The sequence below is a fragment of the Actinomadura soli genome (assembly GCF_005889715.1).
Lineage (GTDB): Bacteria > Actinomycetota > Actinomycetes > Streptosporangiales > Streptosporangiaceae > Spirillospora > Spirillospora soli.
In genome coordinates, this window is the sequence record NZ_VCKW01000134.1 from 1 (window position 1) to 23,446 (window position 23,446).

The 23,446-nt window shown below is 72.0% G+C and carries 24 protein-coding genes, 1 tRNA gene and 1 pseudogene; 7 read left to right on the forward strand and 19 right to left on the reverse strand.

Annotation, left to right across the window (positions count from 1 at the left end; genetic code table 11):
* Nucleotides 1–98: 98 nt before the first annotated feature.
* A complete protein-coding gene (locus ETD83_RS24195) occupies nucleotides 99–446 on the forward strand; it encodes a hypothetical protein (RefSeq protein WP_230421137.1) in 348 nt (115 codons plus the stop codon).
* The gene (locus ETD83_RS24200) at nucleotides 440–1,420 is read left to right on the forward strand and encodes a MauE/DoxX family redox-associated membrane protein (protein ID WP_205717849.1); all 981 of its coding nucleotides are present in this window, start codon (nucleotides 440–442) and stop codon (nucleotides 1,418–1,420) included. Before ETD83_RS24195 ends, ETD83_RS24200 begins: the two co-directional genes overlap by 7 nt.
* Here ETD83_RS24200 and ETD83_RS24205 read toward each other — a convergent pair.
* From ETD83_RS24205 to ETD83_RS24215, 3 genes are all read right to left on the reverse strand, one after another.
* Nucleotides 1,375–1,674, reverse strand: a complete 300-nt coding sequence (locus ETD83_RS24205) for a hypothetical protein (protein ID WP_138647451.1) — start codon at nucleotides 1,672–1,674, stop codon at nucleotides 1,375–1,377. The genes ETD83_RS24200 and ETD83_RS24205 overlap by 46 nt on opposite strands.
* A gap of 304 nt (nucleotides 1,675–1,978) precedes the next feature.
* The gene (locus ETD83_RS24210; protein WP_230421138.1) at nucleotides 1,979–3,163 is read right to left on the reverse strand and encodes an ATP-binding protein; all 1,185 of its coding nucleotides are present in this window, start codon (nucleotides 3,161–3,163) and stop codon (nucleotides 1,979–1,981) included.
* A 293-nt stretch (nucleotides 3,164–3,456) separates the two neighbouring features.
* Nucleotides 3,457–4,467, reverse strand: a complete 1,011-nt coding sequence (locus tag ETD83_RS24215; protein WP_138647453.1) for a pirin family protein — start codon at nucleotides 4,465–4,467, stop codon at nucleotides 3,457–3,459.
* 166 nt (nucleotides 4,468–4,633) lie between these two features.
* Between ETD83_RS24215 and ETD83_RS24220 the strand changes: the two genes are divergently transcribed.
* Nucleotides 4,634–5,095, forward strand: coding sequence for a MarR family winged helix-turn-helix transcriptional regulator (locus tag ETD83_RS24220; RefSeq protein WP_138647454.1), 462 nt, complete (start codon nucleotides 4,634–4,636; stop codon nucleotides 5,093–5,095).
* A 23-nt stretch (nucleotides 5,096–5,118) separates the two neighbouring features.
* On the opposite strand, the gene ETD83_RS24225 is transcribed toward ETD83_RS24220, so the two are convergent.
* Complete coding sequence (locus ETD83_RS24225) at nucleotides 5,119–5,535, reverse strand: hypothetical protein (protein WP_138647455.1); 417 nt, start codon at nucleotides 5,533–5,535, stop codon at nucleotides 5,119–5,121.
* 205 nt (nucleotides 5,536–5,740) lie between these two features.
* Here ETD83_RS24225 and ETD83_RS24230 point away from each other — a divergent pair, with 205 nt between their 5' ends.
* Nucleotides 5,741–6,439, forward strand: coding sequence for a M15 family metallopeptidase (locus ETD83_RS24230; protein WP_230421139.1), 699 nt, complete (start codon nucleotides 5,741–5,743; stop codon nucleotides 6,437–6,439).
* A 13-nt stretch (nucleotides 6,440–6,452) separates the two neighbouring features.
* Here ETD83_RS24230 and ETD83_RS42750 read toward each other — a convergent pair whose 3' ends face one another.
* The 6 genes from ETD83_RS42750 to ETD83_RS44755 all read right to left on the reverse strand — a co-directional run bounded on the left by ETD83_RS42750 (nucleotide 6,453) and on the right by ETD83_RS44755 (nucleotide 10,283).
* Nucleotides 6,453–6,620: a hypothetical protein gene (locus ETD83_RS42750; protein WP_171064407.1), complete on the reverse strand. Its 168-nt coding sequence runs from the start codon at nucleotides 6,618–6,620 to the stop codon at nucleotides 6,453–6,455.
* 74 nt (nucleotides 6,621–6,694) lie between these two features.
* Nucleotides 6,695–6,783 (reverse strand) — tRNA-Ser (locus ETD83_RS24235).
* A gap of 59 nt (nucleotides 6,784–6,842) precedes the next feature.
* Entirely contained in the window at nucleotides 6,843–7,289 is a 447-nt protein-coding gene (locus ETD83_RS24240; RefSeq protein WP_138647457.1) for a hypothetical protein, read from the reverse strand.
* 25 nt (nucleotides 7,290–7,314) lie between these two features.
* Nucleotides 7,315–7,704: a cupin domain-containing protein gene (locus ETD83_RS24245; RefSeq protein ID WP_138647458.1), complete on the reverse strand. Its 390-nt coding sequence runs from the start codon at nucleotides 7,702–7,704 to the stop codon at nucleotides 7,315–7,317.
* An 11-nt stretch (nucleotides 7,705–7,715) separates the two neighbouring features.
* The gene (locus ETD83_RS24250) at nucleotides 7,716–8,072 is read right to left on the reverse strand and encodes a hypothetical protein (protein WP_138647460.1); all 357 of its coding nucleotides are present in this window, start codon (nucleotides 8,070–8,072) and stop codon (nucleotides 7,716–7,718) included.
* A gap of 9 nt (nucleotides 8,073–8,081) precedes the next feature.
* A complete protein-coding gene (locus ETD83_RS44755) occupies nucleotides 8,082–10,283 on the reverse strand; it encodes a nucleotide-binding protein (RefSeq protein WP_230421140.1) in 2,202 nt (733 codons plus the stop codon).
* Between the two features lie 232 nt (nucleotides 10,284–10,515).
* Between ETD83_RS44755 and ETD83_RS24260 the strand changes: the two genes are divergently transcribed.
* Complete coding sequence (locus ETD83_RS24260; protein WP_138647461.1) at nucleotides 10,516–11,472, forward strand: NAD(P)H-quinone oxidoreductase; 957 nt, start codon at nucleotides 10,516–10,518, stop codon at nucleotides 11,470–11,472.
* 13 nt (nucleotides 11,473–11,485) lie between these two features.
* The gene (locus tag ETD83_RS24265; RefSeq protein ID WP_138647462.1) at nucleotides 11,486–12,025 is read left to right on the forward strand and encodes a bacterial proteasome activator family protein; all 540 of its coding nucleotides are present in this window, start codon (nucleotides 11,486–11,488) and stop codon (nucleotides 12,023–12,025) included.
* Between the two features lie 88 nt (nucleotides 12,026–12,113).
* Here ETD83_RS24265 and ETD83_RS24270 read toward each other — a convergent pair whose 3' ends face one another.
* From ETD83_RS24270 to ETD83_RS24300, 7 genes are all read right to left on the reverse strand, one after another.
* Nucleotides 12,114–12,932 (reverse strand): HAD family hydrolase, encoded by an 819-nt coding sequence (locus ETD83_RS24270; protein ID WP_138647464.1) that lies wholly within the window; start codon nucleotides 12,930–12,932, stop codon nucleotides 12,114–12,116.
* Between the two features lie 62 nt (nucleotides 12,933–12,994).
* Nucleotides 12,995–14,254 carry a serine--tRNA ligase gene (gene serS / locus ETD83_RS24275; protein ID WP_138647465.1) on the reverse strand — a complete coding sequence of 420 codons (1,260 nt, stop codon included), beginning with the start codon at nucleotides 14,252–14,254 and terminating at the stop codon, nucleotides 12,995–12,997.
* Nucleotides 14,255–14,328: 74 nt separating this feature from the next.
* Nucleotides 14,329–15,135 carry a class I SAM-dependent methyltransferase gene (locus tag ETD83_RS24280; protein ID WP_138647466.1) on the reverse strand — a complete coding sequence of 269 codons (807 nt, stop codon included), beginning with the start codon at nucleotides 15,133–15,135 and terminating at the stop codon, nucleotides 14,329–14,331.
* A gap of 15 nt (nucleotides 15,136–15,150) precedes the next feature.
* Nucleotides 15,151–15,735, reverse strand: a complete 585-nt coding sequence (locus ETD83_RS24285; RefSeq protein ID WP_138647467.1) for a hypothetical protein — start codon at nucleotides 15,733–15,735, stop codon at nucleotides 15,151–15,153.
* 113 nt (nucleotides 15,736–15,848) lie between these two features.
* Nucleotides 15,849–16,781, reverse strand: a complete 933-nt coding sequence (gene pheA, locus ETD83_RS24290; protein ID WP_138647469.1) for a prephenate dehydratase — start codon at nucleotides 16,779–16,781, stop codon at nucleotides 15,849–15,851.
* Between the two features lie 138 nt (nucleotides 16,782–16,919).
* Nucleotides 16,920–17,387: a DUF4446 family protein gene (locus ETD83_RS24295; protein WP_138647474.1), complete on the reverse strand. Its 468-nt coding sequence runs from the start codon at nucleotides 17,385–17,387 to the stop codon at nucleotides 16,920–16,922.
* On the reverse strand, nucleotides 17,387–18,763 hold the full coding sequence (locus ETD83_RS24300) for a glycosyltransferase 87 family protein (RefSeq protein WP_230421141.1): 1,377 nt from the start codon (nucleotides 18,761–18,763) through the stop codon (nucleotides 17,387–17,389). Before ETD83_RS24300 ends, ETD83_RS24295 begins: the two co-directional genes overlap by 1 nt.
* A gap of 54 nt (nucleotides 18,764–18,817) precedes the next feature.
* Here ETD83_RS24300 and ETD83_RS24305 point away from each other — a divergent pair, with 54 nt between their 5' ends.
* The gene (locus ETD83_RS24305; RefSeq protein ID WP_138647470.1) at nucleotides 18,818–21,097 is read left to right on the forward strand and encodes a hypothetical protein; all 2,280 of its coding nucleotides are present in this window, start codon (nucleotides 18,818–18,820) and stop codon (nucleotides 21,095–21,097) included.
* Nucleotides 21,098–21,770: 673 nt separating this feature from the next.
* Here the strand turns inward: ETD83_RS24305 and mptB are convergent.
* Nucleotides 21,771–22,265: pseudogene (gene mptB, locus ETD83_RS44760) on the reverse strand (polyprenol phosphomannose-dependent alpha 1,6 mannosyltransferase MptB); the annotation flags it as partial.
* 236 nt (nucleotides 22,266–22,501) lie between these two features.
* Nucleotides 22,502–23,242, reverse strand: a complete 741-nt coding sequence (locus ETD83_RS24315) for a glycosyltransferase family 2 protein (protein WP_138647472.1) — start codon at nucleotides 23,240–23,242, stop codon at nucleotides 22,502–22,504.
* Nucleotides 23,243–23,446 lie beyond the last annotated feature (204 nt).

Below are 23,446 nucleotides of genomic sequence, written 5' to 3' on the forward strand. Positions count from 1 at the left end.
TCTTGCCGGCGGCGAGGAAGGGGTAGTGATGACGCCTAGCGACGATATTCAATTTTTTTTCCAAGCAGAGGACGGTATACGAGCTGTCTTAGGGTCTCGTGGGCTCGGAGATGTGTATAACAGACAGCGAGGGGGACGCCGGGGGATGCTCGGACGCCCCGTCCGGCTGCGTCGCGTTTCCGTACCTGTCGCTCGGCAGCGACATCGTCGTCCACAACGAGTGCGGCGGGCGCGCCGCGCCGGTGCCGGTCGTGGAGTGCGGGTGCATGGCGGCCCGCTTCTGCGACCGCTGCGTGGACTGCGGCGCGTCGCCGCGCGGGCGGATCGTGGAGCTGACGCCCGCCGCGTTCGCGGGGCTCGGCGGCGACCTGGAGACCGGCTGCTTCAACGCCGCGGTCCGTCCCGGCGCGCCGGCCGCGATGGCGGAGAGGACGGCGCCATGGTGACCGCGTTCCAGAACTCGCAGGTCCTGCTGCTGGCGGCGGTGCTGCTGGCGGCGTGCCTGGCGAAGCTGACGGTCCGGGAGCCGGCGGCGGAGGAGTCCCATCAAGTCCACGGCGTGCCGGTGCCGGCCGGGCTCGCGCGGCTGACGGCGCTGCGCGGCAGCCGGGGGATGGCGGTCGGGCTCGGGCTCGGCGAGGGCGTCCTCGGGCTGGCGCTGCTGGTGACGTCGCATCTGGGGGTGCGGCTGGCGACGACGGTGGCGTTCGCCGCGGCCACGTGGGTGGTCGGCGAGTTGCGGGTCCGCCGCCCGGACGCCGGGTGCGGCTGCTTCGGCGGGCTGAGCGCCAGGAAGGTGGAGCGGCGCAGCGTGCTGCGGGCGGTGCTGTTCACCGGGGCCGCGGTCGCGTCGCTCGGCGCCCCGCTCGCCGGCCTGGACGTGCTGATGGACGTCCAGGCGCGGGTCGGGCTGGTGCTCGCGGTGGAGCTGGCGCTGTTCGCCGCGCTGTCCCCGGAGCTGTCGGCGCTGGTGGAGCGGCGCGGGCTGCCGCACTACACGAGCCGCCCGGCGATGCCGTGCGAGCGGCGGCGCAGCCCGATCGAGGAGACGTACGCGACGCTCTACGACAGCCCCGCGTGGGTCGAGCACGAGAACGTCGTCGCGAGCGCGGTGGCGCTGGACGTGTGGCGCGAGGGCTGCTGGCGGTTCGTGGTCTTCCCGGCCCGGGTGGACGAGCGGGACATCGAGATCGTCTTCGCCGTCTCGACCGCCGAACGCGACAGAACCGTCCGATCGGCACTGGTCGCCTCGGACCGGGACGTGAACCCCCACCCGGCCCCGGACACAGCCCAGGACGTGGCCTCGGCCTCGGACGTGGCCTCGGCCTCGGTGCCGGAGCTGGATATCTCAGATGTCTCAGGGGCTCCGGTGGGTCACCAGTTGCCTTCGGTGTCGTCGTCGGGCGGCGCGTCCTCGTAGGTTCCGAACTCGTCTTCCTGACCGACGTCGGTTCCCTCTTCGTCGGGGAGGCGGTACCGCATGCCGCCGCCCATGTCGTCCGGGGACTCGTCCTGCCCGTAGACGTAGCCGTCGTCCTGTACGGGTGGCCGCCCGCCCTGGTCCTGCTGCATGGACGACTCGTCGAAGCCGTTCATGGACGACGGGGGCGGCTCGTCGTCGCGGGAGAACTCGTAGTCCGGGTCCTGGCCGCGGAAACGGTCGTCGTGTCCCATGCTTCCCTCAGCATCCGTCGTGTTCGGACATGGCACGCACGGTCTTACCCAGATGGGTCCGCGCATGCTCCAGCGCGCCCGCTGTTCCCCTCTCTAGAGCTTTCTACGAAAAACCTTAGATATTCATAGAGAAAGCGAGAGGGCATGCGAGCAGAACCTACGGCTTTCTATGGCCGCCGCTAGAAAGCCGAATAATCACCGGACGACACGACTCCATGCGGCTCTCTATCGTTCTCTTGCCTTTTCGCTAGAGAGCGATATGGAGCCGGAGCGTCCGGCCGGGGTGAGGCGGGCCGGGATCGGATCAGGCGGGCTGGGAACGGAGGAACTGGCCGAAGTGCGGAACGGTGAACGCGACCATGCCGCGTTCGGCGCTGTAGATGAGGCCCTTCTTGATGAGCCCGTCGCGGGCGGGCGACAGGCTGGACGGCTTGCGGCCGAGCTCGTCAGCGACCGAGGCGGTGGACACCGGGTCGTCGCCGAGCATGGCCATGGCGCGCATGTAGTCGCGCTCGGCCGGGGTGGCGCGCTCGTAGCGGCTGCCGAAGAAGCCGACCGCGAGCTCGCTCTCCGCCTCCGGCGCGGCGACCTTGATGTCGTCGGCGGTGATCGGGGTGTCGGGCGCGACGTCCCAGACGACCTTGGCGTACGCCTGGACGAAGTACGGGTAGCCGTCGGCCGCGCCGTACAGCGCGTCGAGGGCGTCCTTGGTGAAGGTGACCTCCTCCCGCTCGGCGGGGGCGAGCAGGGCGTGGTCGGCGGACTCGCGGTCGAGCCGGTCGATGCGGGCGTAGCGGAACAGCCGCTCGGAGTAGGACTTGCTGGCGGACAGGACGGCCGGCAGATGCGGCAGCCCGGCGCCGACGACGATCAGCGGGCCGCCCACCTGCGACAGCTCGTGGCAGGCGGCGCACAGGGCGGACACGTCGTCGGCGGGGATGTCCTGCATCTCGTCGACGAACAGCGCGATCCCGGCACCGACGTCGGTCGCGACGGACGCGGCGTCCACGAACAGCTCGGTGAGGTCGATCTCCAGGTCGCCGGAGTCGGCGCGGCCGCGCGTGGCGGGCACGTCGATGCCGGGCTGCCAGCGGTGCGCGCGTGCCTTGCTCTTGCCGGACGGCTCGGGCTCCGACTGCGCGAACGCCTTGAGCACGCCGAGGAAGTCTTCGATGCGGTCGGGGGCGCGGTGGCGGGGCGCCAGCTCCCGGACGGCCCGGTGCAGCGCGGACGCGACCGGACGCCGGATCGACTGGTCGGGCCGGGCCTCGATCTTTCCCGTCCCCCACAGCCGCTGGATCGCCATCGACCGGAACGCGTTGAGCAGCACGGTCTTGCCCACCCCGCGCAGCCCGGTGACGATCATGCTGCGTTCGGGCCGGCCACGGGCCACCCGTTCGAGCACCACCTCGAACTGCTTCAGCTCACGGTCGCGGCCGGCCAGCTCCGGAGGGCGCTGCCCGGCGCCGGGGGCATAGGGATTGCGCACGGGGTCCACGCTCTCGGACTCTATGAGGCGGTATAGCTGCGGCCGTAGATTTGCGTAGAAACCGCTACGGCGTGTCGCGTGCTCCCGCCGCCCGCAGCGCGCCTGGAGATCCTGCCTGGTGGCAACGGTCGCCGCCATGACGCCTCCCCGACGAGCGTGCGTTCGAACGATCACGTCGAACCTGTGTTCGACTATTCGAACACACTAGCGCATGCGTCCTCCCCCGTCACCCGAACCCCGAGAACTCCGGCGCCGGATTCGGAGCGGCCCGCCCCGCCCCGCGGCGCCGCAGGTCAGGCCAGGGGCTCGTCGGCGGACGACCGGTGCGGCACCTGCTCGGCGGGGACGGTGCCCATCCGTCCGGCCTGGAAGTCCTCGAACGCCTGCATGATCTCCTCGCGCGTGTTCATCACGAACGGCCCGTACCGCGCGATCGGCTCCCGGATCGGCAGGCCGCCGAGGACGAGGATCTCCCAGCCGTTCGCGCTGCCCGCGGGCTGGACGTCGGCGGCCCGGACGACGAGCCCGTCCCCGGCGCCCTTGTGGTGCGAGCCGGCGAAGACCGCGAGCTGCCCCTCGTCCAGCGCGGCCTCTTCGACGCCGGCCGTCCCGCGCCCGGAGAGCACGTACACCAGCGCGTTGAAGTCGCGCGGCCACGGGAGCGCCAGCCGCGCGCCGGGCGCGACGGTCGCGTGCAGGTAGTTGATCGGCGTGTAGGTGACGCCGGGTCCGTCGTATCCGGCGAGCGACCCGGCGATGACGCGGACGAGGGACGAGCCGTCATCGGCGGCCAGCAGCTTCACGTCGCGCGCCTTGATGTCCTGGTAACGCGGCGGGACCCACTTCTGGGCGCGCGGCAGGTTGACCCAGAGCTGGATGCCGTGGAAGAGCCCGCCCTTGGCGACGAGCTCAGGCGGCGGCTGCTCGATGTGCTGGATCCCGGACGCGGCCGTCATCCACTGGGTGGCGCCGTCGGCGATGAGGCCACCGCCGCCGGTGGTGTCCTGGTGCTGGAAGGCGCCGTCGATGATGTAGGTGACGGTCTCGAATCCGCGATGCGGATGCCACGGCGTCCCTTTCGCCTCCCCCGGCGCGTACTCGACCGCGCCCATGTGGTCGAGGAGCAGGAACGGGTCGGCCAGGGACAGGTCGATGCCCGGGAACGGGCGCCTGACCTGGAAGCCCTCGCCCTCCAGGTGGCGCGCCGCGGTCACGATCTTCGCGACGCGGCGCCAGCCGGTCTCGGCCTCCGGCAGGAGCGGCAGGCGGGGCAGGGTCAGCGGGTCGGCCATGACGGCGGGCATGGGGTCCTCCGATCGTTCGGGTGCTCCGTCCGCGGCCGGGCGGCGCACACCCGGCCCAACCTAGTTGATGCTTCAACTATTCCTTGGAGCTGATGCCAGGTGCCCTGCTAACGTGAAGATAGTGCACGTTAGTTGAACCTTCAACCTGTAATCTATACTTGCGGTCATGACCGAACCACGCTGGCTCGACGCCGCCCAGCAGCGCGATTGGCGGGCATTCGTGGACGGCAGCGTCCGGCTCACCGAGATCATGGACCGCGATCTCAAGTCCCGGCACGGGCTGTCGGTGTCGGAGTACGAGATCCTCGTCCGGCTGTCCGAGGCGCCGCAACGGCAGCTGCGCATGGCGGAGCTGGCCGAGAACGCCAGCCAGTCCCGCAGCCGGCTGTCGCACACCTGCTCCCGCCTGGAGTCGAAGGGCCTCGTCAAGCGCGACAGCTGCCCCAACGACAAGCGCGGCGTCTACGCGCAGCTGACCGACCAGGGGTTCACCGCGCTTGAGCGTGCCGCCCGCGACCACGTCGAGACCGTCCGGACGTACTTCATCGACGTGATCGAGCCCCAGGACCTCGAAGCCGTCGGACGCGCGTTCGCCATGGTCCTCAAACGCCTCGGCCCCACAACCTGACTCCACGGCGGGCCGCGTGGGCTCTACAGCGGGACGGTGACGCCCGTGAGGAAGCCGACCGAGACCAAGGTCAGGAAGACCCAGGCGAGCATCATGCCGTAGCCGAACATCCGCCACCGTCCGCCGACCTTCCACGCCAGCAGGCCGCCGAGCCCGAACGCCAGCACGAGCAGCGTGACGAACTGCGGCAGCAGGCTCGGCCGCCGGCTCGTCATCAGCGGCGCGTACATCATCACGGCGTCGACGAGCAGGAACATGCCGAACCCCGACGCCAGCGCCTTCACGTCGCGGCCGAGGAAGGCGCGGGCGCGCTCCGCGAAGAGCTGCGCCCTGTCCGACTGCAGCCGCGCGGGCGCCGCCTTCTCGACCTCCACGTTGTGCGCCACGCCGAAGATCTCGTCTTCGAGGCTTGGGAGGTCCCTCTCCTGAGGTTCCGCCATCCCGGCTCCCCTGGGGCCGGACACCACCGGACGACATGCCCGGCGGACGAATGTGGTTCACGGCCCGTCCGTCCCGGCCCCTTTCCGGCGGGCGCGCCGTCAAACGCACGGTAGCGAATCCGAGGTGGCCGCGCAGGCCACCGGAACATGCCATGCTGGAAAGATGCCAGGTAGAGGGCCTATTCGTGGCGCGGCTTTCATTGCCGTGCTGCTCACGGCGGCGTCCGCCGCGTCCGGTTGTGGCCGCGGGTCCGACGACGGCTCGGACGAGACGTCTCCGCCCACGACGCGCCCCACCGTGTCGGGCACGGCCCCATCGGCGCCGGCGTCACCGGCCGGGTTCCAGGCGAAGATCGGCAAGGTCGGCGCCGGGGACCTGAGGTACTCGTGGCGCGAGGGCTGCCCCGTGCCGCCGTCCGGCCTGCGGATGATCGAGATGACCTACTGGGGCATGGACGAAAGGTCACACGCGGGCGGGCGCCTCGTCGTCAACGCCAAGGAGGCCAAGGACCTGGTCACGGTGTTCGAGAAGCTGTACGACATGCGCTACCCGATCGAGCGCATGGAGCCGGTCGACAAGTACAACGGCAGCGACTTCCAGTCGATCGAGGCCAACAACACCTCGGCGTTCAACTGCCGCCCGGCGACCGGGTCGAGCTCGTTCTCCCAGCACGCGTACGGTCTCGCGATCGACATCAACCCGTGCGAGAACCCGTACGTCTACGCGGACGGGCACATCGCCCACCCCGACTGCGAGAAGTACAAGAACCGCCGCAACGACGACCCCGGCGTCATCCACGCCGGCGACAAGGTCGTCAAGGCGTTCGACTCGATCGGCTGGGCCTGGGGCGGCGAGTGGAGCGGCGCCAAGGACTACCAGCACTTCTCCAAGTCGGGCCGCTGAGCCGAGCCGGGCGTCAGGCCATCATCAGGAGCACGACCACGATGATCGCGACGACCGCCACCACGGCGGCGATGCCGCCGATGAGTGCGACGTTCGGGCCGGACTTCTGCGGCGGCGCCTGGTCGGCGAAACTCTGAAACTGGTGGGTGGTGCCTGCCGGATCTTGGGGAGTCTCAGACATGCCGACGAGGGTAACGGATGATATACGAACGAGCCGGACGCTTCCGGACGTGTGTCCCATTCCGGGCTCCCAGGCGGAGAGTGTGGGATTCGAACCCACGAGGACTGTCCCCAGCCCTGGGCGCTTTCAAGGCGCCTGCACTAGTCCACTATGCGAACTCTCCAGATGACCAACGCCCACGATAGCGGGCACCGGCCCCTGACCTCGACCGCATAAGTGGGTTCAGCCCAGCGCGACGTTGGCGTACGAGTAGTCGCACTTGCAGGGCCCCTTGTCGGGGACGTACTTCATGGTCGCCGCGCCCTCCCGCTGCCCTTGCCTGGACGACGCCGTGACCCGCACCGGCAGGTCGGCGACCGTCCGCGCCTCCCTCTGGGGGAGCGTGACCTGCAACGCGCCGGTCTCAAGCAGCGAACACGCCACCGACCCGCACGAGAAGGACTCCGTCTCCGGACGGCGCGTGACGCGAAAGTCGGCGCAGGGTTGCTCCCCGACACAGACCCGCATGCGGACGCCCTCCACCGTCAGCCGGTCGAGGCCCGAAACGGTGACCATCACGGGCGGACGGCACGGCGCGCAGATCACGTCTCCACCGGACGAGGACGACGAGCAGCCCACGCACAACGCCATCACCGCCGCGGCGAGCATCAGCCGCCTTCCATCGAACATGGTCGCTGGGACGCGGCCCGGCCGCTCACGGTTCCCGAGCCTCGGCGTCGTCTCCGCCCCGGACGGCATAGCCCGGAACGGAAGGCCAGCGGACGGTCATGACGACCGACTCCTCCTCCGCGCACCACGAATGGTCGACGCCGCGTCCCCACACCACGTAGTCGCCCTGCTCGGCCAGGACCACGTCACCCTCGGGGAACTCCAGCCGGAACCGGCCGCTGACCAGCACGAGGAGGGCGGTGCGCTGCTCGCCGATCGTCCACCGGGCGCGCCGCTCGCCCTTCGGGTGGACGCCCCATTTGATCTCGACGTCGTCGCTGCGGCGCAGATCGCCGGGTGGTTTGAAGTGGCCGAGCAGCCAGCCGCTGTCACCGGCGGCGTCCGGGCCCGCCTTTCCCACGTACACGCCGTCCACAGGCCGGGACCCTAGCGTCCGGTCTCGGCGGGCCAGCGGGCGACGCGCCCGTCCGCCACCGTCCGGCACTCGGCGCAGGCGCGGGGGTTTGCGGCCGACCAGAAGTGGCGCAGCAGGATGACGGCGTCGCGCTCGATCCCGCACAGCGTGTCCGCGTACGCCACGGCGTGCTCCACGCGCACCCCGCCGGACGCGGCGGGCGCGGCGGGCGCGGCGGCCGCCCACCGCTGGTCGGCGGGCGGGAAGGGGCGGCGCAGCAGGGCACCGTCCGCCTGCCGGACGTACAGGGCGTCGCACCCGTCGCAGTTCCAGACCTCGTCACCTGGCAGGTCGCGCCGGTTCAGGGGCGCCCCGCAGACCTCGCACACCACCGCCGGTCAGGGCTGGGCAGGACGCTGGTACGCGAAACCGTCACCGACCACGGCGGCGAGGGTCAGGTACGCCTCCCGGGTCGGGGGCGCGAGCTGCTCCAGCTCCACCTCCGCGCCCTCCTCCAGGTGGTCGTCGTAGGGGATCCGGACGACGGCGCGGCAGCGGCTCTCGAAGTGCGCCTGGAGCTTGTCCAGGTCGACCTGGCTGCGGGTCCGGTTGCGGACCATCGACAGCACGACCACGCCGTTGCGGACGAGGTGGCCGTGGTCGTGCGCCTCCAGCCAGTCCAGCGTCGCGCTCGCGGAACGGGCGCCGTCCACCGACGGGGAGCTGACGAGGACGAGCTGGTCGGCGAGGCTCAGCACGCCCGCCATCGCGGAGTGCAGCAGCCCGGTCCCGCAGTCGGTGATGCAGATCGAGTAGTACTGCTCCAGGACGACGGCCACGGCGGCGTAGTCGTCGGCGCTGAACGCCTCGCTGACCGCCGGGTCGCGGTCGGACGCGAGCACTTCGAGCCGGGCGTTGTTCTGCGAGGTGAACGCCCGGACGTCGGCGTACCGGTGGATCTGGTCCCGGTTGTTCAGCAGGTCGCGGACGGTCGCGGCCGTCTCAAGGCGGACCTTGTCCGACAGCGTCCCGCGGTCGGGGTTGGCGTCCACCGCGATCACGGTGTCGCCGCGCAGCGACCCCAGCATCGAGCCGAGCCCGGTCGTGGTGGTCGTCTTGCCGACGCCGCCCTTCAGCGACATGACGGCGACCCGGTGGTGCCCGCCCGCCACCGGGGTGCGCGCCCGCGCGATGAGGTCCTTGCGGCGCACATCGCCCTGCGACTCCCCCGGATGGATGTTGCCCGCGGTCGCCTTGTAGACGGCCCGCCGCCAGCCGGACGACGGCGCGATGCGGCGCTCGCCGAGAAGGTTCTCGGAACTGAGGCTGTCGGCGTTCTGCGGCTGCTGAGGCGCCTGCTGCGGCTGGGCGGGATAGCCGTACCCCTGCAGCGGCTGGCCGGTGTTCGGATCGACCTGCTGGTACGCCTGCCCGGTGTTGGGGTCGACCGCAGGGAACCGCTGACCGGCCGCGTTCGGATCCTGCGGCGCGTAGGGCTGACCCGTGTTCGGGTCGAACTGCTGGTACGCCTGCCCCGCGTTCGGATCCTGCGGCGCGTAGGGCTGACCCGTGTTCGGGTCGAACTGCTGGTACGCCTGCCCCGTGTTCGGGTCGTACTGCGCGTAAGGCTGACCCGTGTTGGGGTCGACCTGCTGGTAGGGCTGCCCGGCGTTGGGGTCCATCGGCGGGAACTGCTGGCCGCCCGCGTTCGGATCCTGCGGCGCGTACGGCTGGCCCGCGTTCGGATCGAACTGGGCATAGGGCTGACCCGTGTTCGGATCGAACTGCTGGTACGCCTGCCCCGTGTTCGGGTCGAACTGGGCGTAAGGCTGGCCGGTGTTCGGATCGACCTGCGCGTACGGCTGACCGGTGTTCGGGTCGGCCTGCGGGTAGGGCTGGCCGGTCTCCGGGGACAGCGGCTGGCCGGTCTGAAGGTCGAACGGGACGTACGGCCGGCCGGCGGCGTCGGTGTCCTGCGGGTAGGGCCGGCCGGTCGTGGGGTCGACCGGCTGGTACGGCTGGACGGTCGCCTCGGCGTCCTGCTGGGGGAACTGCTCGGACGGGTAGGGCGGCAGCTGTTCGAGGGGAGGCGCGGAGTTGCCGTTGGCGTCGTACTGCGGCTGCTGGGGCGGGTACGGGGGCTGCGGCGGTTGAGGCGCACCCTGCTGGGGCTGGTCGTAGGCCTGGTAACCGCCGGGGGCGGAGTACGGCGGCAGCATTCCTCCGTCGAACGGCTGCGGCGCGGGCCCGCCGTCGTAGGGCGGGGGCTGCGGCGGGCCGAAGTTCTCGGGCGGAGGGCTCTCGGGGGCCTGCTGGAACATGGGCGGCGGCGCGGCGAGCCAGGGGTTGGCGTTGGGGTCGTTCTGCTCGGCCGGAGGCTGGGGCAGGGGGTAGCCCTGGACGGTCTCCTCCGGCGGCGCGTTCTCCTGCTCGGCGGGCGCCTGCTGCGGGGCCTGTGGCGGGACCTGTCCACCGCCCTCGCCGCCCTCGGACCCGGGCGGCGGCGGGACGGGTACCTGGCCGGTCTGATCCCCGCTCATCGCGTCCAGAGAGGCCAGCCGCTCCTCCAGGGAACGCCCGTCGTGCTCGTTCCTTGCCACCGTTCTTCCCCCTCGGGCACGCCTCTGATGATCAACACGGTGCGGGTGGGCAAACCGGCCCCCACGCAGGATACCCGTGTGCCAATACCACGCATCCACAGTGGAGATCGACGTTTGCACCGCGCCGGCCGGGCCCGCGGCGGTGCGCCCGGCACCGCCCGGCACCGCCCGGCACCGCCCGGAGGCGTCCGTCCCGGACCGTTCCCGCGCGACCCCCGGTAGCGTTGCCGGTATGCATGCGATCGTGATCCGCGAGCCGGGCGAGCCCAGCGTTCTGGAATGGACGCGGGTTCCGGATCCGGCGCCGAAACCGGGCGAGGTGCTGATCGACGTGGCGGCGAGCGCGGTCAACCGCGCGGACGTCATGCAGCGTATGGGCTTCTATCCGCCGCCCGACGGCGCCCCGCCGTATCCCGGCCTGGAGGTGTCGGGAAGGGTGGCCGAGCTTGGCGCGGACGTGACCGGACTGTCCCCCGGCGACGAAGTGTGCGCGCTGCTCGGCGGCGGCGGATACGCCGAACGCGTCGCGGTGGACGCCTCGCAGGTCCTGCCGGTGCCGCGCGGCGTGGACGTCGTCGACGCCGCCGGGCTCCCCGAAGTCGCCTGCACGGTGTGGTCGAACGTCTTCATGCTCGCCGGGCTGCGCGCCGGGGAGACCCTCCTCGTCCACGGCGGCGGCAGCGGCATCGGGACGTTCGCGATCCAGCTCGCCAAGGCGCGCGGCACGCGGGTGGTGACGACCGTGGGCAGCGCGGAGAAGGCGGCCCGCTGCCGGGAGCTCGGCGCGGACGTGACCGTCAACTACCGCGAGGACGACTTCGCCGGCAGCGGCCCGTACGACGTGATCCTGGACCTGATCGGCGCCAAGTACCTCGCCAGGAACGTGGACGCGCTCGCCACCGGCGGCCGGCTGATGGTGATCGGGCTCCAGGGCGGCGCGAAGGCGGAGCTGGACATCGGCAAGCTGCTGCGCAAACGCGCCCTGGTGCACGCGACGACGCTGCGGGCCCGTCCGCTCGCGGAGAAGGCTGACATCGTGGCCGGCGTCCGGGAGCATGTGTGGCCGCTGCTGGAGTCGGGCGCCGTCCGGACGGTCGTCGACCGGCGGATCCCGATGGCGGACGCGGCGAGCGCGCACCGGGTGCTCGAAGCGAGCGGTCACGTCGGCAAGATCCTGCTGACCGTGTGAGGATGAGGGGATTATGAGCGAGCCTTCCAAGAAGCAGTCTGAACAGGAACCGCAGGTGCTCGTGGTCGGGCCGAACGGCATCACCGTCGAGGGCGCGGGCGAGGGCGAGTCCGAGGGCAAGTCGATCACCGACATGGTGGAGCAGCCCGCGAAGGTGATGCGGATCGGCGGGATGATCCGGCAGCTGCTGGACGAGGTCAAGGCCGCCCCGCTGGACGAGGCGAGCCGGGCCCGGCTGCGGGAGATCCACAAGTCGTCCATCAAGGAGCTGGAGGACGGTCTCGCGCCGGAGCTGGTCGAGGAGCTGGAGCGGCTGTCGCTGCCGTTCACCGAGGGCACGGTCCCGAGCGAGGCGGAGCTGCGGATCGCGCAGGCGCAGCTCGTCGGCTGGCTGGAGGGCCTGTTCCACGGCATCCAGACGACGCTGTTCGCCCAGCAGATGGCGGCACGCGCCCAGCTTGAGCAGATGCGGCGCGCCCTGCCCGCCGGGATGATGCCGCCCGGCGCGGAGGAGGACCAGCCCGGGTCGCGCTCGTCCGGCCCCTACCTGTAGGCCGCGAACGAACCGGCCGCCTCCCGCGCGAAGGGTTCGCGAGTTGACTTGCGAACCCGCGCGGAGGCGGCCGTTCTCATGTTCTAGGTCACGGCGCCGGCGGCGCGGGGAAGAGGCGTTCGAGGACCTCCGCGACGCCGTCGTCGTCGTTGCTGGACGTCTTGTGCGTGACGGCCGCCAGCACGAGCGGATGCGCGTTCGCGACCGCGTACGAGGTGCCCGCCCACGTGAGCATCGGCAGGTCGTTCAGCTGGTCGCCGAAGGCGACGACGTCGCCGGACGCGATGCCGTGCTCGGCGCACAGCGCGGCCAGCGCGCTCGCCTTGGTGACGCCGTGCGCGCTCATCTCCAGCAGCCCGCGCCCGGACGAGTTGGTCACGGTCACGAGGTCGCCGACGGCCTCCACCGCCTTCTCCGTGAGCTCGTCGGCGTCGGCGCCGGCGTGGAACGCGAGCAGTTTGGTGCCGCTGCGGTCGGCGAGCCGGTCGGGGTCGACGGGCCGCCCGCCGAGGGACTCGGCGTCCCAGCGCTCCAGGTTGTAGCTGGTCTCGAAGACGAACCCGGTCGGGTACTCCACGGCGAACCGGAGTTCGGGCACGAGGGCGCGCAGCCGCCCGACCGTCTCGGCGATCACCTCGGGGGTGATCTCCGAGGTGCGCAGGACGGTGTCGGTGTGCAGGTCATAGAGCACGGCGCCGTTGGCGCAGATCGCGACGCCGTGATGGCGGACGGCCGCGGCGACCTCCGTCATCCAGCGCGGCGGGCGCCCGGTCACCATCGCGAGCACCGCCCCGGCCCGTTCTACGCGGGCCAGGGCGGCGATGGTCCGGTCGGAGAGCGTCCCGTCGGAGCGCACGATCGTCCCGTCCAGATCGGTGGCGATCATGCGTGGCGAGGCTTCGGTCATGGCACCTTCCAGGGCAGGTCAGCCCCACCCTAGGCGACATATCCGACGGAGTTCCCGGCGGCTTACCGTTTGGCGGGCTCCAGGACGTCCAGCCCGATGAACTTCTGGAGCGCCTCCGGCACGCGGACCGTCCCGTCGGCCCGCTGGTGGTTCTCCAGGATCGCGACCATCCAGCGGGTGGTCGCGAGCGTCCCGTTCAGCGTCGCGACCGGGCGGCTCCGGCCGCCGTCGTCCTTGAACCGCACCGCCAGGCGCCGCGCCTGGAACTCGGTGCAGTTGGACGTGGACGTGACCTCCCGGTAGGTGTTCTGCGACGGCACCCACGCCTCGCAGTCGTACTTGCGCGCCGCGCTGGACCCGAGGTCGCCCGCCGCCACGTCGATCACCCGGTACGGGATCTCGACCTTGGCGAGCATCTCCTTCTCCCACTCCAGCAGCCGGAGATGCTCGGCGTGCGCGTCGGCGGGGTCGCAGTAGGAGAACATCTCCACCTTGTCGAACTGGTGGACGCGGATGATGCCGCGCGTGTCCTTCCCGTAGGAGCCGGCCTCGCGGCGGAAGCACGACGACCACGCCGCGTACCGCCGCGGCAGCGCGTCGATGATCTCGTTCATGTGGTACGCGGCGAGCGGCACCTCGGACGTCCCGACCAGGTACAGCTCGTCCTGCGGAAGCTGGTACACCTCGGCGGCGTGCGCGCCGAGGAACCCGGTGCCCTCCATCGCCTCCGGCTTCACCAGCACCGGCGGGTACATCGGGACGAACCCGGCCGCGACCGCCTGCTCCATGGCGAGGTTGAGCAGCGCGTACTGCAGCCGCGCGCCGACGCCCGTCAGGTAGTAGAACCGCGCGCCGGACACCTTCGCGCCGCGCTCCATGTCGATGGCGCCGAGGCTCTCGCCCAGCTCCAGATGGTCCTTGGGCTCGAAGTCGAACTCGGCCGGCTCGCCGACGTGCTCCAGGACGACGAAATCCTGCTCGCCGCCGGGCGGGGCGCCCTCCTCGATGAGGTTCGGGACGCCCTTCTGCAGCGCGTCGAGCTGCTCACCGAGCCGGTCTGCCTCGGCCTCGGCCTCCTTGACCTGCTGCGCCAGCTCCTTCGCGCGGGTCAGCAGCTGCTGCCGCTCGTCGCCCTGCGCCTTGGACACCGACTTGCCGAAACTCTTCTGCTCCGCCCGCAGCCGCTCGAACGACGTCAGCGCCGTCCGGCGCCTCCCGTCCAGGTCGAGCAGCAGGTCGACGACGCCGTCATCCTCACCGCGGGCGCGCTGCGAGGCGCGCAGCCGCTCGGGATCCTCTCGAAGAGCTCGCAGGTCGATCACAGACCCGAGGCTACCGGCCGAACCCCTCCGGCGCGCACGAGTATCGCCGGTTGTGGAAAACCCCGCCCGAGAGTTCAGCGCACGCCGCTGGCCAGCAGCGCGTGCGCCGGGAGCGAGACCCGGCCGTCCGCGACCGCGTAGCCGGAGACGATCCCGTCGTAGGCCTCCTTGATCCGCGCGACGGTCTTGGCGTCCTGCCGTCCGACGACGTAGCCGTTGCTGCCGACCCTGGACAGCGCGCCCGTCTCCCACCAGTCCTCGGGGTCGACGACGTGCTCCCACGTCACCTCTTCGACGGCGACCTCATCGACCCCGGCCGCCACCACGAGCCGCCGGAACGCGACCGGCTCGCCGTACATCATGAACGGCGCCTCCGGAACGTCGTCCGGCCACGGCACGCCCGCCTCCTCGATCGCCTCCCGGACGACCCCGAGAGCCCCGCTGCCCGGCATCAGCCAGCACGTCAGCGCCAGCCGGCCGCCGGGCCGCAGGACGCGCCGCAGCGCGCCGATGGCCACGTCGGGCGCGCCGACGTGGTTGATGACGAAGTTCCCGGCGACGGCGTCGAACGTCCCGTCCGGGAACGGCACCGTGGGCAGGGCGGCGACGTGCACGTCCAGCCCTGGAACGTTCCGGCGCGCCGTGTCCGCCATGCCGGGGTCGGCGTCCATCGCCGACACCACCGCGCCGCGCTCCGCCGCCCCCCGCGACACGAACCCGGGGCCCGTCCCGACGTCGAGGAAGCGCGTCCCGTCCGCGACGCCCGCGGCGTCCAGCAGCGGACCGACCATGTGACGGGTGAGCCGGGCGAACCCCCGCTCGTACGCGGAGGCCCGCCCGGCCCACAGTTCCCGCTCGTAAAGATCGAAGTCCTTGGTCACCTTACGCAGCGTACGTCAGCGCACATCCACGTAGTCTTCCCGGTAGGTCGCCACGTAGGAGGCCGTGGCGCTGGAGTAGGCGCGCCAGGTCCCGTCCTGGGTCGCCTTGAAGCCCTTCCTGAACCGGCCGCTCTTGTCGGTCGTCTGCGTGCCCATGTACGTCCACGTGGACGAGCCCTTGGGCAGGAAGTAGAACTTGACCGCCTTCGAGGCGTAGGTCAACCAGCCGGTGGTCTCCCGCTGCAGCGTCCCCACGACGGTGACGGTGCCGCCCTTGTTCACCGGCTCGGGCGCCGCGTTGAAGTCGAGGATCCTCGTGCGGTAGCGGACGTCCACGTGGTCGGACGGGCCCGTCAGGCGTTCCGGGATGCTGAACGTGAGCCGGGTCTTGAGCCGTTGCTTGGTGATCCGGACGGCGGCGACGGCGCGCACCTTGGTGATGTCGATGCCCGACTGGGCGGCCACCTCGATCTTCGTGGTGGCGCCGGGGGACAGGACGCGGGTGTCATTCACCCGCAGGGGCACCGCAGCGGCCGCGGGCGCCACGGCGAGGGACGGCATCACGGCGAGAGCCGCGAGCAGAGCGAACGAACGGCGCAAGGAACGTAGCTCTCCACTGAACACTGGTGCGGAGGAGACGTTCATGATCCACGGGCGGTTGGCCGCGGATGATCACATTTGGGTCGCGCTCGTGGCCGCGGGCGTGGTGGCGGTCAGCCGGTGCGGATGGACTCGACCCAGGCGGCGGCCTCGGTGAAGTCGTTGTCGTGGGTGCCGCGGCGGATCTCGGGGCGGATCTGGTCGGCGCGGGCGTAGGAGCCGACGAAGCGGACGTCCGAGCAGACGCGGCGCAGGCCCATCAGGGCCTCCCCGACGCGGGCGTCCGAGACGTGGCCCTCGAAGTCCATCCAGAACAGGTAGGAGCCGAGGCCCGCGCCGGTGGGGCGCGACTGGATCAGGGTCAGGTTGATGCCGCGGACGGAGAACTCGGTGAGGATCTCCAGCAGGGCGCCCGGGTGGTCCTCGCCGAGGAACGCGACGACGGTCGTCTTGTCCTTGCCGGTGGGCGCGGGCGGCGTGCAGGGGCGGTGCAGGACGACGAAGCGGGTGACGGCGTCGGCGACGTCGTGGATGTCCTCCGCGAGGATGGACAGGCCGTAGCGGGACGCGGCGAACGAGCCGGCGAGGGCCGCGTCGTAGTGGCCGTCGGCGACGTGCTGGGCGGCCTCCGCGTTGGACGTCGCCGCGCGCCATTCGGCGTCCGGGACGTTGCCGAGCAGCCAGCGGCGGCACTGCGGCTGCGCGATCGGGTGGGACGCGACGGTCTTGATATCGGCCAGGCCCGTGCCGGGCCGGACGAGCAGCGCGAACGACACCGGCAGGTGGATCTCGCCGACGATGTGGAGCGGCTCGCCGGTGGCCAGCTCGTCCAGCGTGGTCGGGACGGAGCCCTCGACGGAGTTCTCCAGCGCGACGACGGCGGTGTCGGCCTCGCCGCGGCGGAGGGCGTCCAGGACGGCCGGGACGGTCGCGAGCGGGAGGTGCTCGGCTTCGGCGGCGCCGGGCAGGGTCAGCAGCGCGGCCTCGGTGAACGTGCCCTGCGGACCCAGGTAGGCGTAGCGCGCTGGCCTGTCGTCTGCGGTCACGGGTACTCCCGATGCGTGCGTTCCTGGTGGGCGGGATGCGCCTCGCCGGTATGCGAGGTGAGATTGCCGAGTCTACTGCCCGGGCGGTCAAGGCCGTCCGTCAAGCACCGGCCATGAGGGGCCAGGCGCTAGGGGAGGTCAGGCGCGGGCGGTGGGGGCGCTGCGGTCGCCGTTGCCGCTGCCGAAGTCGGGCAGGGGGTCGTCCATCGACACGATGGGGCCCTTGCCGAGGCGGGCCGCGCGCAGGGCCTGGTTCTCCTCGGGGGAGAGCATCTCGACCGGCTGCCCGCCCTGGACGGCCTTGGCGTAGGTCCGCGTCTCGGTGCGCCCGTTGATCGAGCTGATCACGATCCCGTCCCCGACCGCGTTGATCACGGCGAGCGAGAAGGACCGGTGGCCCGACATCTCCTTGAGGGCGTCGTAGTGGACGATGGCGAGGTCGCGCAGCGCGCGTTCGTCCACCGACCCGCTGGCGACCTGGAGCTGGCGCCTGAGCATTTCCCCGCACTCGTCGACGACCTGGTTGACCCGGTTGTGCGCGACCACGGCGATGGACAGCCCCGCAACCCCGGCGACCAGGCCCGCGACGGCCACCGCGACAAGCATCACGGGCTGAGCGTACCCACCTCGGCCTCGGGTTGCGAAGGATCTTCGCGCCGGAGCCGCGGTTCGACCCGTTCCACCAGCCAGATTCCGAGGATGATGATCGACGCGAGGGCCGCGGCGCCGAACAGGTCACGGACGACCTGGCCCGTGAAAACCGTGACCGCGGAGTGCTCCGGGCCGATCAGCGCCCGTCCCCACCAGGGGATCGGGAACAGGAACAGCAGCCAGAGACCGACGGCCAAAAGACATCTTCGCGTGTCCCGGGCATCACCGGCCAAAGCGCCGAACACTGCGATCATCCACACAAGATGGTGGATCCAGCCCACCGGGGACAGGACGACCGACAGCAGCCCCACGATCGCGACCGCCGCGAGGATCAGGCTGTAGGAGCCGGGCCCGTCGTGGAGATCGGCGGCCTGGGACGCGCGGCGGGCCCACGCGAAGCCGTACCACGCCACGATCAGCGCGACGAGGAGCCACACGAGCGTGCGGGCGGGGCCCTCGTCCAGGATCCGCGCGACGATCCCGTGGATGGCCTGGTTGGTGGTGCCGTCGACGGCGCCCGTCCGGTCGCCGCCCTGCAGCAGCGCCCCGAACCAGTAGTCGGACGAGTCGGACGGCAGCAGCGCGAACGCGCCCAGCGTCGCGGCCATGGCCGTGAGCAGCGCGTTCCCGAGGGCCTCCCGCCGCCCGGTGATCAGGAAGTAGATCAGGAAGACGCCCGGCACCAGCTTGATCGCCAGCGCGAGGCCGACGAGCAACCCGCGCGGCCAGCGGGGCGTGCGGGCGCAGCAGTCGGCCAGGCACATCGCGAGGAGGAACAGCCCGACCTGCCCGAACCGGAACTGGTCGCGGACGGGGTCGAGCCACGCCATCGCCCCGACCAGGACGCCCACGGCGAGCGGCGCCCAGCGTCCGGCGCGGCGGAGCAGGTCGCGGAACGCGTAGCAGACGCAGATCACGAGGGCGGCGCAGATCAGGCCCGTCCAGACGAGCTGCGCGGCCCGCCACGGGATGACGGTGAACGGGACGGCGAGGACCGCCGAGAACGGCGGATACGTGAACGGCAGGAGCTGCGGCGGCTGCGTGAGGACGTCGTACAGCGGGGCGCCGCGCAGGATGGCCCGTCCGCCGTCCCGGTAGACCTCCAGGTCGACGAGGCGCTGGTCGGGTTCGTTGCCGAGCCAGCGGGTGACGATCGGCGACATCGCGACGACGGCGACGACCGCGCCCGCCAGGACGATCAGCAGATCGCTCGCCGTCCTCCGGCGGGCGGGGGCGGGTGCGGGCCCGGCGGTTCCGCCGCCGCACGGCTCATGGGCGTGGGCGCCCTCGGCATCCGCTTCGCCGACCACATGCGCCTTGGGACCGTCCACAGCCCGCAGGATATGGCCACTCCGCGGTCATGGCGCTCTTGTAGCCTGAACGCCATGACTTCGCGGGGGACCAAGATCGCCATGTTCCTCGCCGCCCTCGTCACGGCGTGCACGGCGCTCGCCCTCGCGCCGCCCGTGCTCTCCGGTACGTCCACCGCGCACGCCGAGACGGCGCAGATCGGGGGGCGGGTCGTGGTCGTCGGGGTCCCGGGGCTGATGTGGAGCGACATCGACCGGGAGAAGACGCCCGCGCTCTGGGGCCTGACCGCCGGGGGGGCGGCCGCCGGGCTCAGCGTCCGGACGACGAGGGTCAACACGTGCCCGACGGACGGCTGGCTGACGCTGTCGGCGGGGCAGCGGTCCCGGCTGCCGCACGGGAACTGCGCGCTGCCCGCGGCGCCGATCCTGCCCGGCCAGCCCTCCCCCACGGGTCCGCCGCCGGTGGGCGGGGCCGTCGCGCCCGGCTGGCCGGCGATCAAGAGCGACAACGCGGACACCAACTACCACGCCCAGATCGGGCTGCTCGGTGACGCCGTCCGGGCGGCGGGCGGCTGCACGCTGGCGGTCGGCCCCGGCGCGGTGTTCGGGCTCGGCGACGGCGGCGGGCGGGTGGACCGCTACGTCGGCACGCCCGACCGGGTGACCGCCACCGACTGGGCGCGCTGCCCGCTCGCCGCCGTGGACGTCGACGACCTGTTCCGCGCCTACATCGACGCGGGCGTCGACATCAAGGGCGAGCAGGAGCCGCTGTCGGAGCGCAAGCGCGCCGCCGCCGCGGCCGCCGCCGACCGCCGGGTGGGGCAGGTCATGACCGGGATCCCGGACGGGACGACGGTGCTCCTCGCCGGGCTGTCCGATGTGAGCGTCGACCCGCACCTTCGCGTGGCCATCGCCCAGACCAAGGGAACCGGCGCACAGGCCAAGGGAGCAGGTGGGCAGTACGGGCCCGGGTACATGACGTCCAGCGCCACCCGGCAGGACGGCCTCGTCACGCTCACCGACCTGACCGCGACGACGTTGAAGCTGCTCGGGTTGCGGCAGCCGAAGGAAGCCGTCGGGTCGGTGTGGCGGTCGCAGCCGTCGGCGGTGCCCGCGCAGGAGCGGGTGGAGGCGCTGGAGGACGAGGACGTCGCCGCGCAGGCGATCCGCAGCGTCCAGACGTCGTTCTACTGGGTGCTTTTCGCGACGCAGCTCGTCCTGTACGGGATCGCGGCGATCGCGCTGCGGCGGCTCGGCGGCGACCGCGCGTCCCGGGCCCGGATCCTCGGCGGCACCCGCGTGATCGCGCTGCTCGGCGGCGCGGCGACCGGGGCGTCGTTCCTCGCGGGGCTGCTGCCTTGGTGGCGGGCCGAGAACGCGACGGCCATCCTGATCTGCACGGTGCTCGGCTTCGCGGGGCTGCTGACGGGGGTGGCGCTGGCCGGTCCGTGGCGCCGGTCCGCGTTCGCGCCCGGCCTGGTGATCACGCTGGTGACGGCGCTCGTCCTGGCGCTGGACGTGATGACCGGGTCGCACCTCCAGCTGAACACGCTGATGGGGTACACGGCGCTGGTCGCCGGGCGGTTCTACGGCTTCGGCAACCAGGCGTTCTCGCTGTTCGCCGTCGCGTCGATCCTGACGGCGGCGTGGCTGACGGAGTACCCGCTGCGCGCGGGCCGCAAGACGGTCGCGCTCGGGATCGTCGCGGCGATCGGCGCGTTCGCGGTCGCCGTGGACGGGCTCCCGGCGTGGGGCAGCGACTTCGGCGGCGTGCTGGCGATGGTCCCGGCGTTCGCGGTGCTCGGCCTGATGGTGACCGGACGGCGCGTCTCGCCGCTGAAGCTCGCGCTGTTCTGCCTGATCGGCGCGGCGGTGGTGCTGGTCATCTCCTACCTGAACTCCAGGAGCGCCAACCCGACGCACCTCGGCCGGTTCTGGCAGGACCTCGTCGACGGCGACGCGTGGGGCGTGGTCGTCCGGAAGTTCAACGCGATGCTGAACAGCCTCGGATACTGGCCGTTCACGCTGCCGCTCGCCGCCGCGATCGGGTTCCTGTTCTTCGTCCTGGCGCGGCCCACGCGGTGGCGGGTGTCGCTGCTGCAGCGCGCGTACGAGCACACCGTGACGATGCGTCCGGCGCTGCTGTGCGCGCTGACGGTCGGTGTGATCGGGATGCTGGTGAACGACTCGGGCGTGGTGATCCTGTCGGTCGCGTTCAGCCTGTCGACTCCGCTGATGCTCGCCGCGGGCGTCCGGTCGCTGGAGATCGACCTGTGGAACGAAGACTCTGAACCACCAGCGCCGTCAGGATCACGAGCAGCGTCCACGGAACCACGGTCGGCCGAACGACGGTGAACAGCCAGGACAGGTCGTCCGGGAGCTTGATGCGGGCGGGCGCGCGTGCCGGGAGGTAGGCGAGGCTGAGGGCGGTGGTGTGGGCGAGGAGGATCCAGTCGACCCGCGTCCAGGGCAGCAGGGCCAGCACCGCCCAGCCGAACCCGTCGTACCAGGGCAGCGCGTAGGGGGCGGCGAGGAGCCACGCGAGGACGAACGCCGCCGCGACCCGGCGGTTCTCCGCGTCCCGCGAGGGCGGCCCCGGCTGGAGCCTCCCGTCGTCCGCCGGCAGGACGCGGACGAGCATCACGAACAGCGCGAGCCCGACCAGCAGGGCGCCCGTCTTGATGATGGTGCGCTGCGAGCCCCGTCCGAGGAACTCGTCGACGAGATGCCACGGGGTGGCGAACGAGACCATGTCGCTCGCCTCCCGCACCTGGTCGAGGGCGTGCGGCCCGGCGAGCGCGTAGGAGATCGCGGTGACGGCCCCGGCGCCGCCGAACAAGGCGGCGAGGCCGCCGATCGACCGCCAGCGGCGTTCCGTCCACGCCTCGCGGAGCAGCGTCCAGGCGGGCCCGCCGCCGACGAGCGCCGCCGGCACCTTGATCGCCGCCCCCGCTCCGGCGAGGGCGCCCGCGCCGAGCGCACGCACCCATCCGGGACGTTCCCGTCCACTGAAGACGGCGAGCGCGGCCACCATCGGCGCGATCGCGAGGACGTCGTTGTGCGCGCCCGAGACCAGGTGGAACAGCACGAGCGGATTGCACGTCCACAGCAGCGCCGTGCGGAGCCGCCGTTCCTCGGTCTTGGACGTCCGGTAGAGGATCAGCGCGGTGATCGCGAACGCGAGCGTGTTCACGACCGACAGGACGAACACGGTCAGCCGCACGGACCCGCTGCCGATCCAGGCGGCGAACGCCTGCTCGCCCGTCGCGATCGGCCCGTACACCGACGGCGTGGTGCGCCATTCCTCGGGCGCCCCGGCGACCGGGTCCTTCGGCAGGTCGACGGCGCGGGTGGCGTACGGGTCGTGGCCGGTCGCCGCCATCCGCCCGTACGAGGCGTAGTTGAGATGGTCGGTGGACCCGACCGGCGGCATGGCCATGAACGCGACGGCGGCGAGCAGCCCGGCGATCACCAGCGGCCGGGCCCCGGGCCGCCAGCCCCTCCGGACGGCGACGAAGCACATGCAGAGCCCGGCCGCGCCCGCGGCGACGCCCGCCACGACGAGGCCGATCACCAGGTACGGCGACGCGTGGACGTCCAGCGAGTAGGGCGGCTCGGAGCGCGGACCACCCAGGGCGGGCTGGAACACGGACGGGCCCAGCAGGGCGGTGGTCAGGAAACACGCCAGGCTGAGCCCGATTCCGCCGAGCCCGATGGTGCCGAGCCCGATTCCGCCCGGTCCGCCCGTTCCGAGTCGGGTCACGGGCGGCTGCCGCGCAGGCCGCCCAGGCGCCGCGACAGGGCGGCCGCCGCGGGCTCGCGGACGGCGAGCGCTCTGGCCACGTCCCGGAACTGCCGGGCGCGGTGGAGTTGGGCCCGCCAGTCGGTGCCGGTGGCGCGGTGCGCGAGCGGGACCTCGACCTCGGTGACGCGGAAGCCCTGGCGGAGCAGGTCGATGGTGAGCGCGGTCTCGACGCCGAACCCGGCGGCGAGCGGCAGCGCGGCGTCGAACGCGGCGCGCGTCAGGCAGCGCTGCCCGTTGAGAGGGGCGGTGGCCTCCCAGCCGGTGGCGCGGCGGATCCCGTCGCGGGACAGCCGGACGACGAACCCGTGCCCGCCGAGCTTCACGGTCGTGGTGAACACGGCGATCGTCATGTCGGCGTCGCCGGCGAGGACGGGCTCGGCGAGCGGGGCGGCCTCGCGGGCGGTGCCGGCGAGGTCGGCGTCCAGGAAGAGCAGGTGGCGGGGCTGGTCGCGGCCGTCGTCCAGGAGCCGGACGGCCTCGGCGCCGCTCTCCATCGCGGCGCCCTTGCCGCGGTTGCGGCTGTGCCGGACGACCCGCGCCCCGGCCTCGCGGGCGACGCGGTGCGTGCCGTCGGACGAGCCGTCGTCGACCACGACGACGAGGCCCGCGCCGGGTAGCTCGTGCGCCGCCTTGACGGTGGCCGCGATGCGGTCGGCTTCGTCCTTGGCCGGGATGATCACCGCTAGGTCCTGCATATCGGCGATCGTAGTCCGCGTTGGCGGTGCGGCGTGTCTCGCGGCGGGGAACGGTTCAACCGTTACCCGTAGGCACGGCGGACGTCCCCCGGCGTTAACCGGAGGGACGGCCGGCGGTCGAAGGCTCAGTCGCCGGACGGCTCGGCCCGGTCAGACCCGGGGCCGGACGAATGAGCGGGAGGCGGCGGAGTGAGTAGGCGGGGG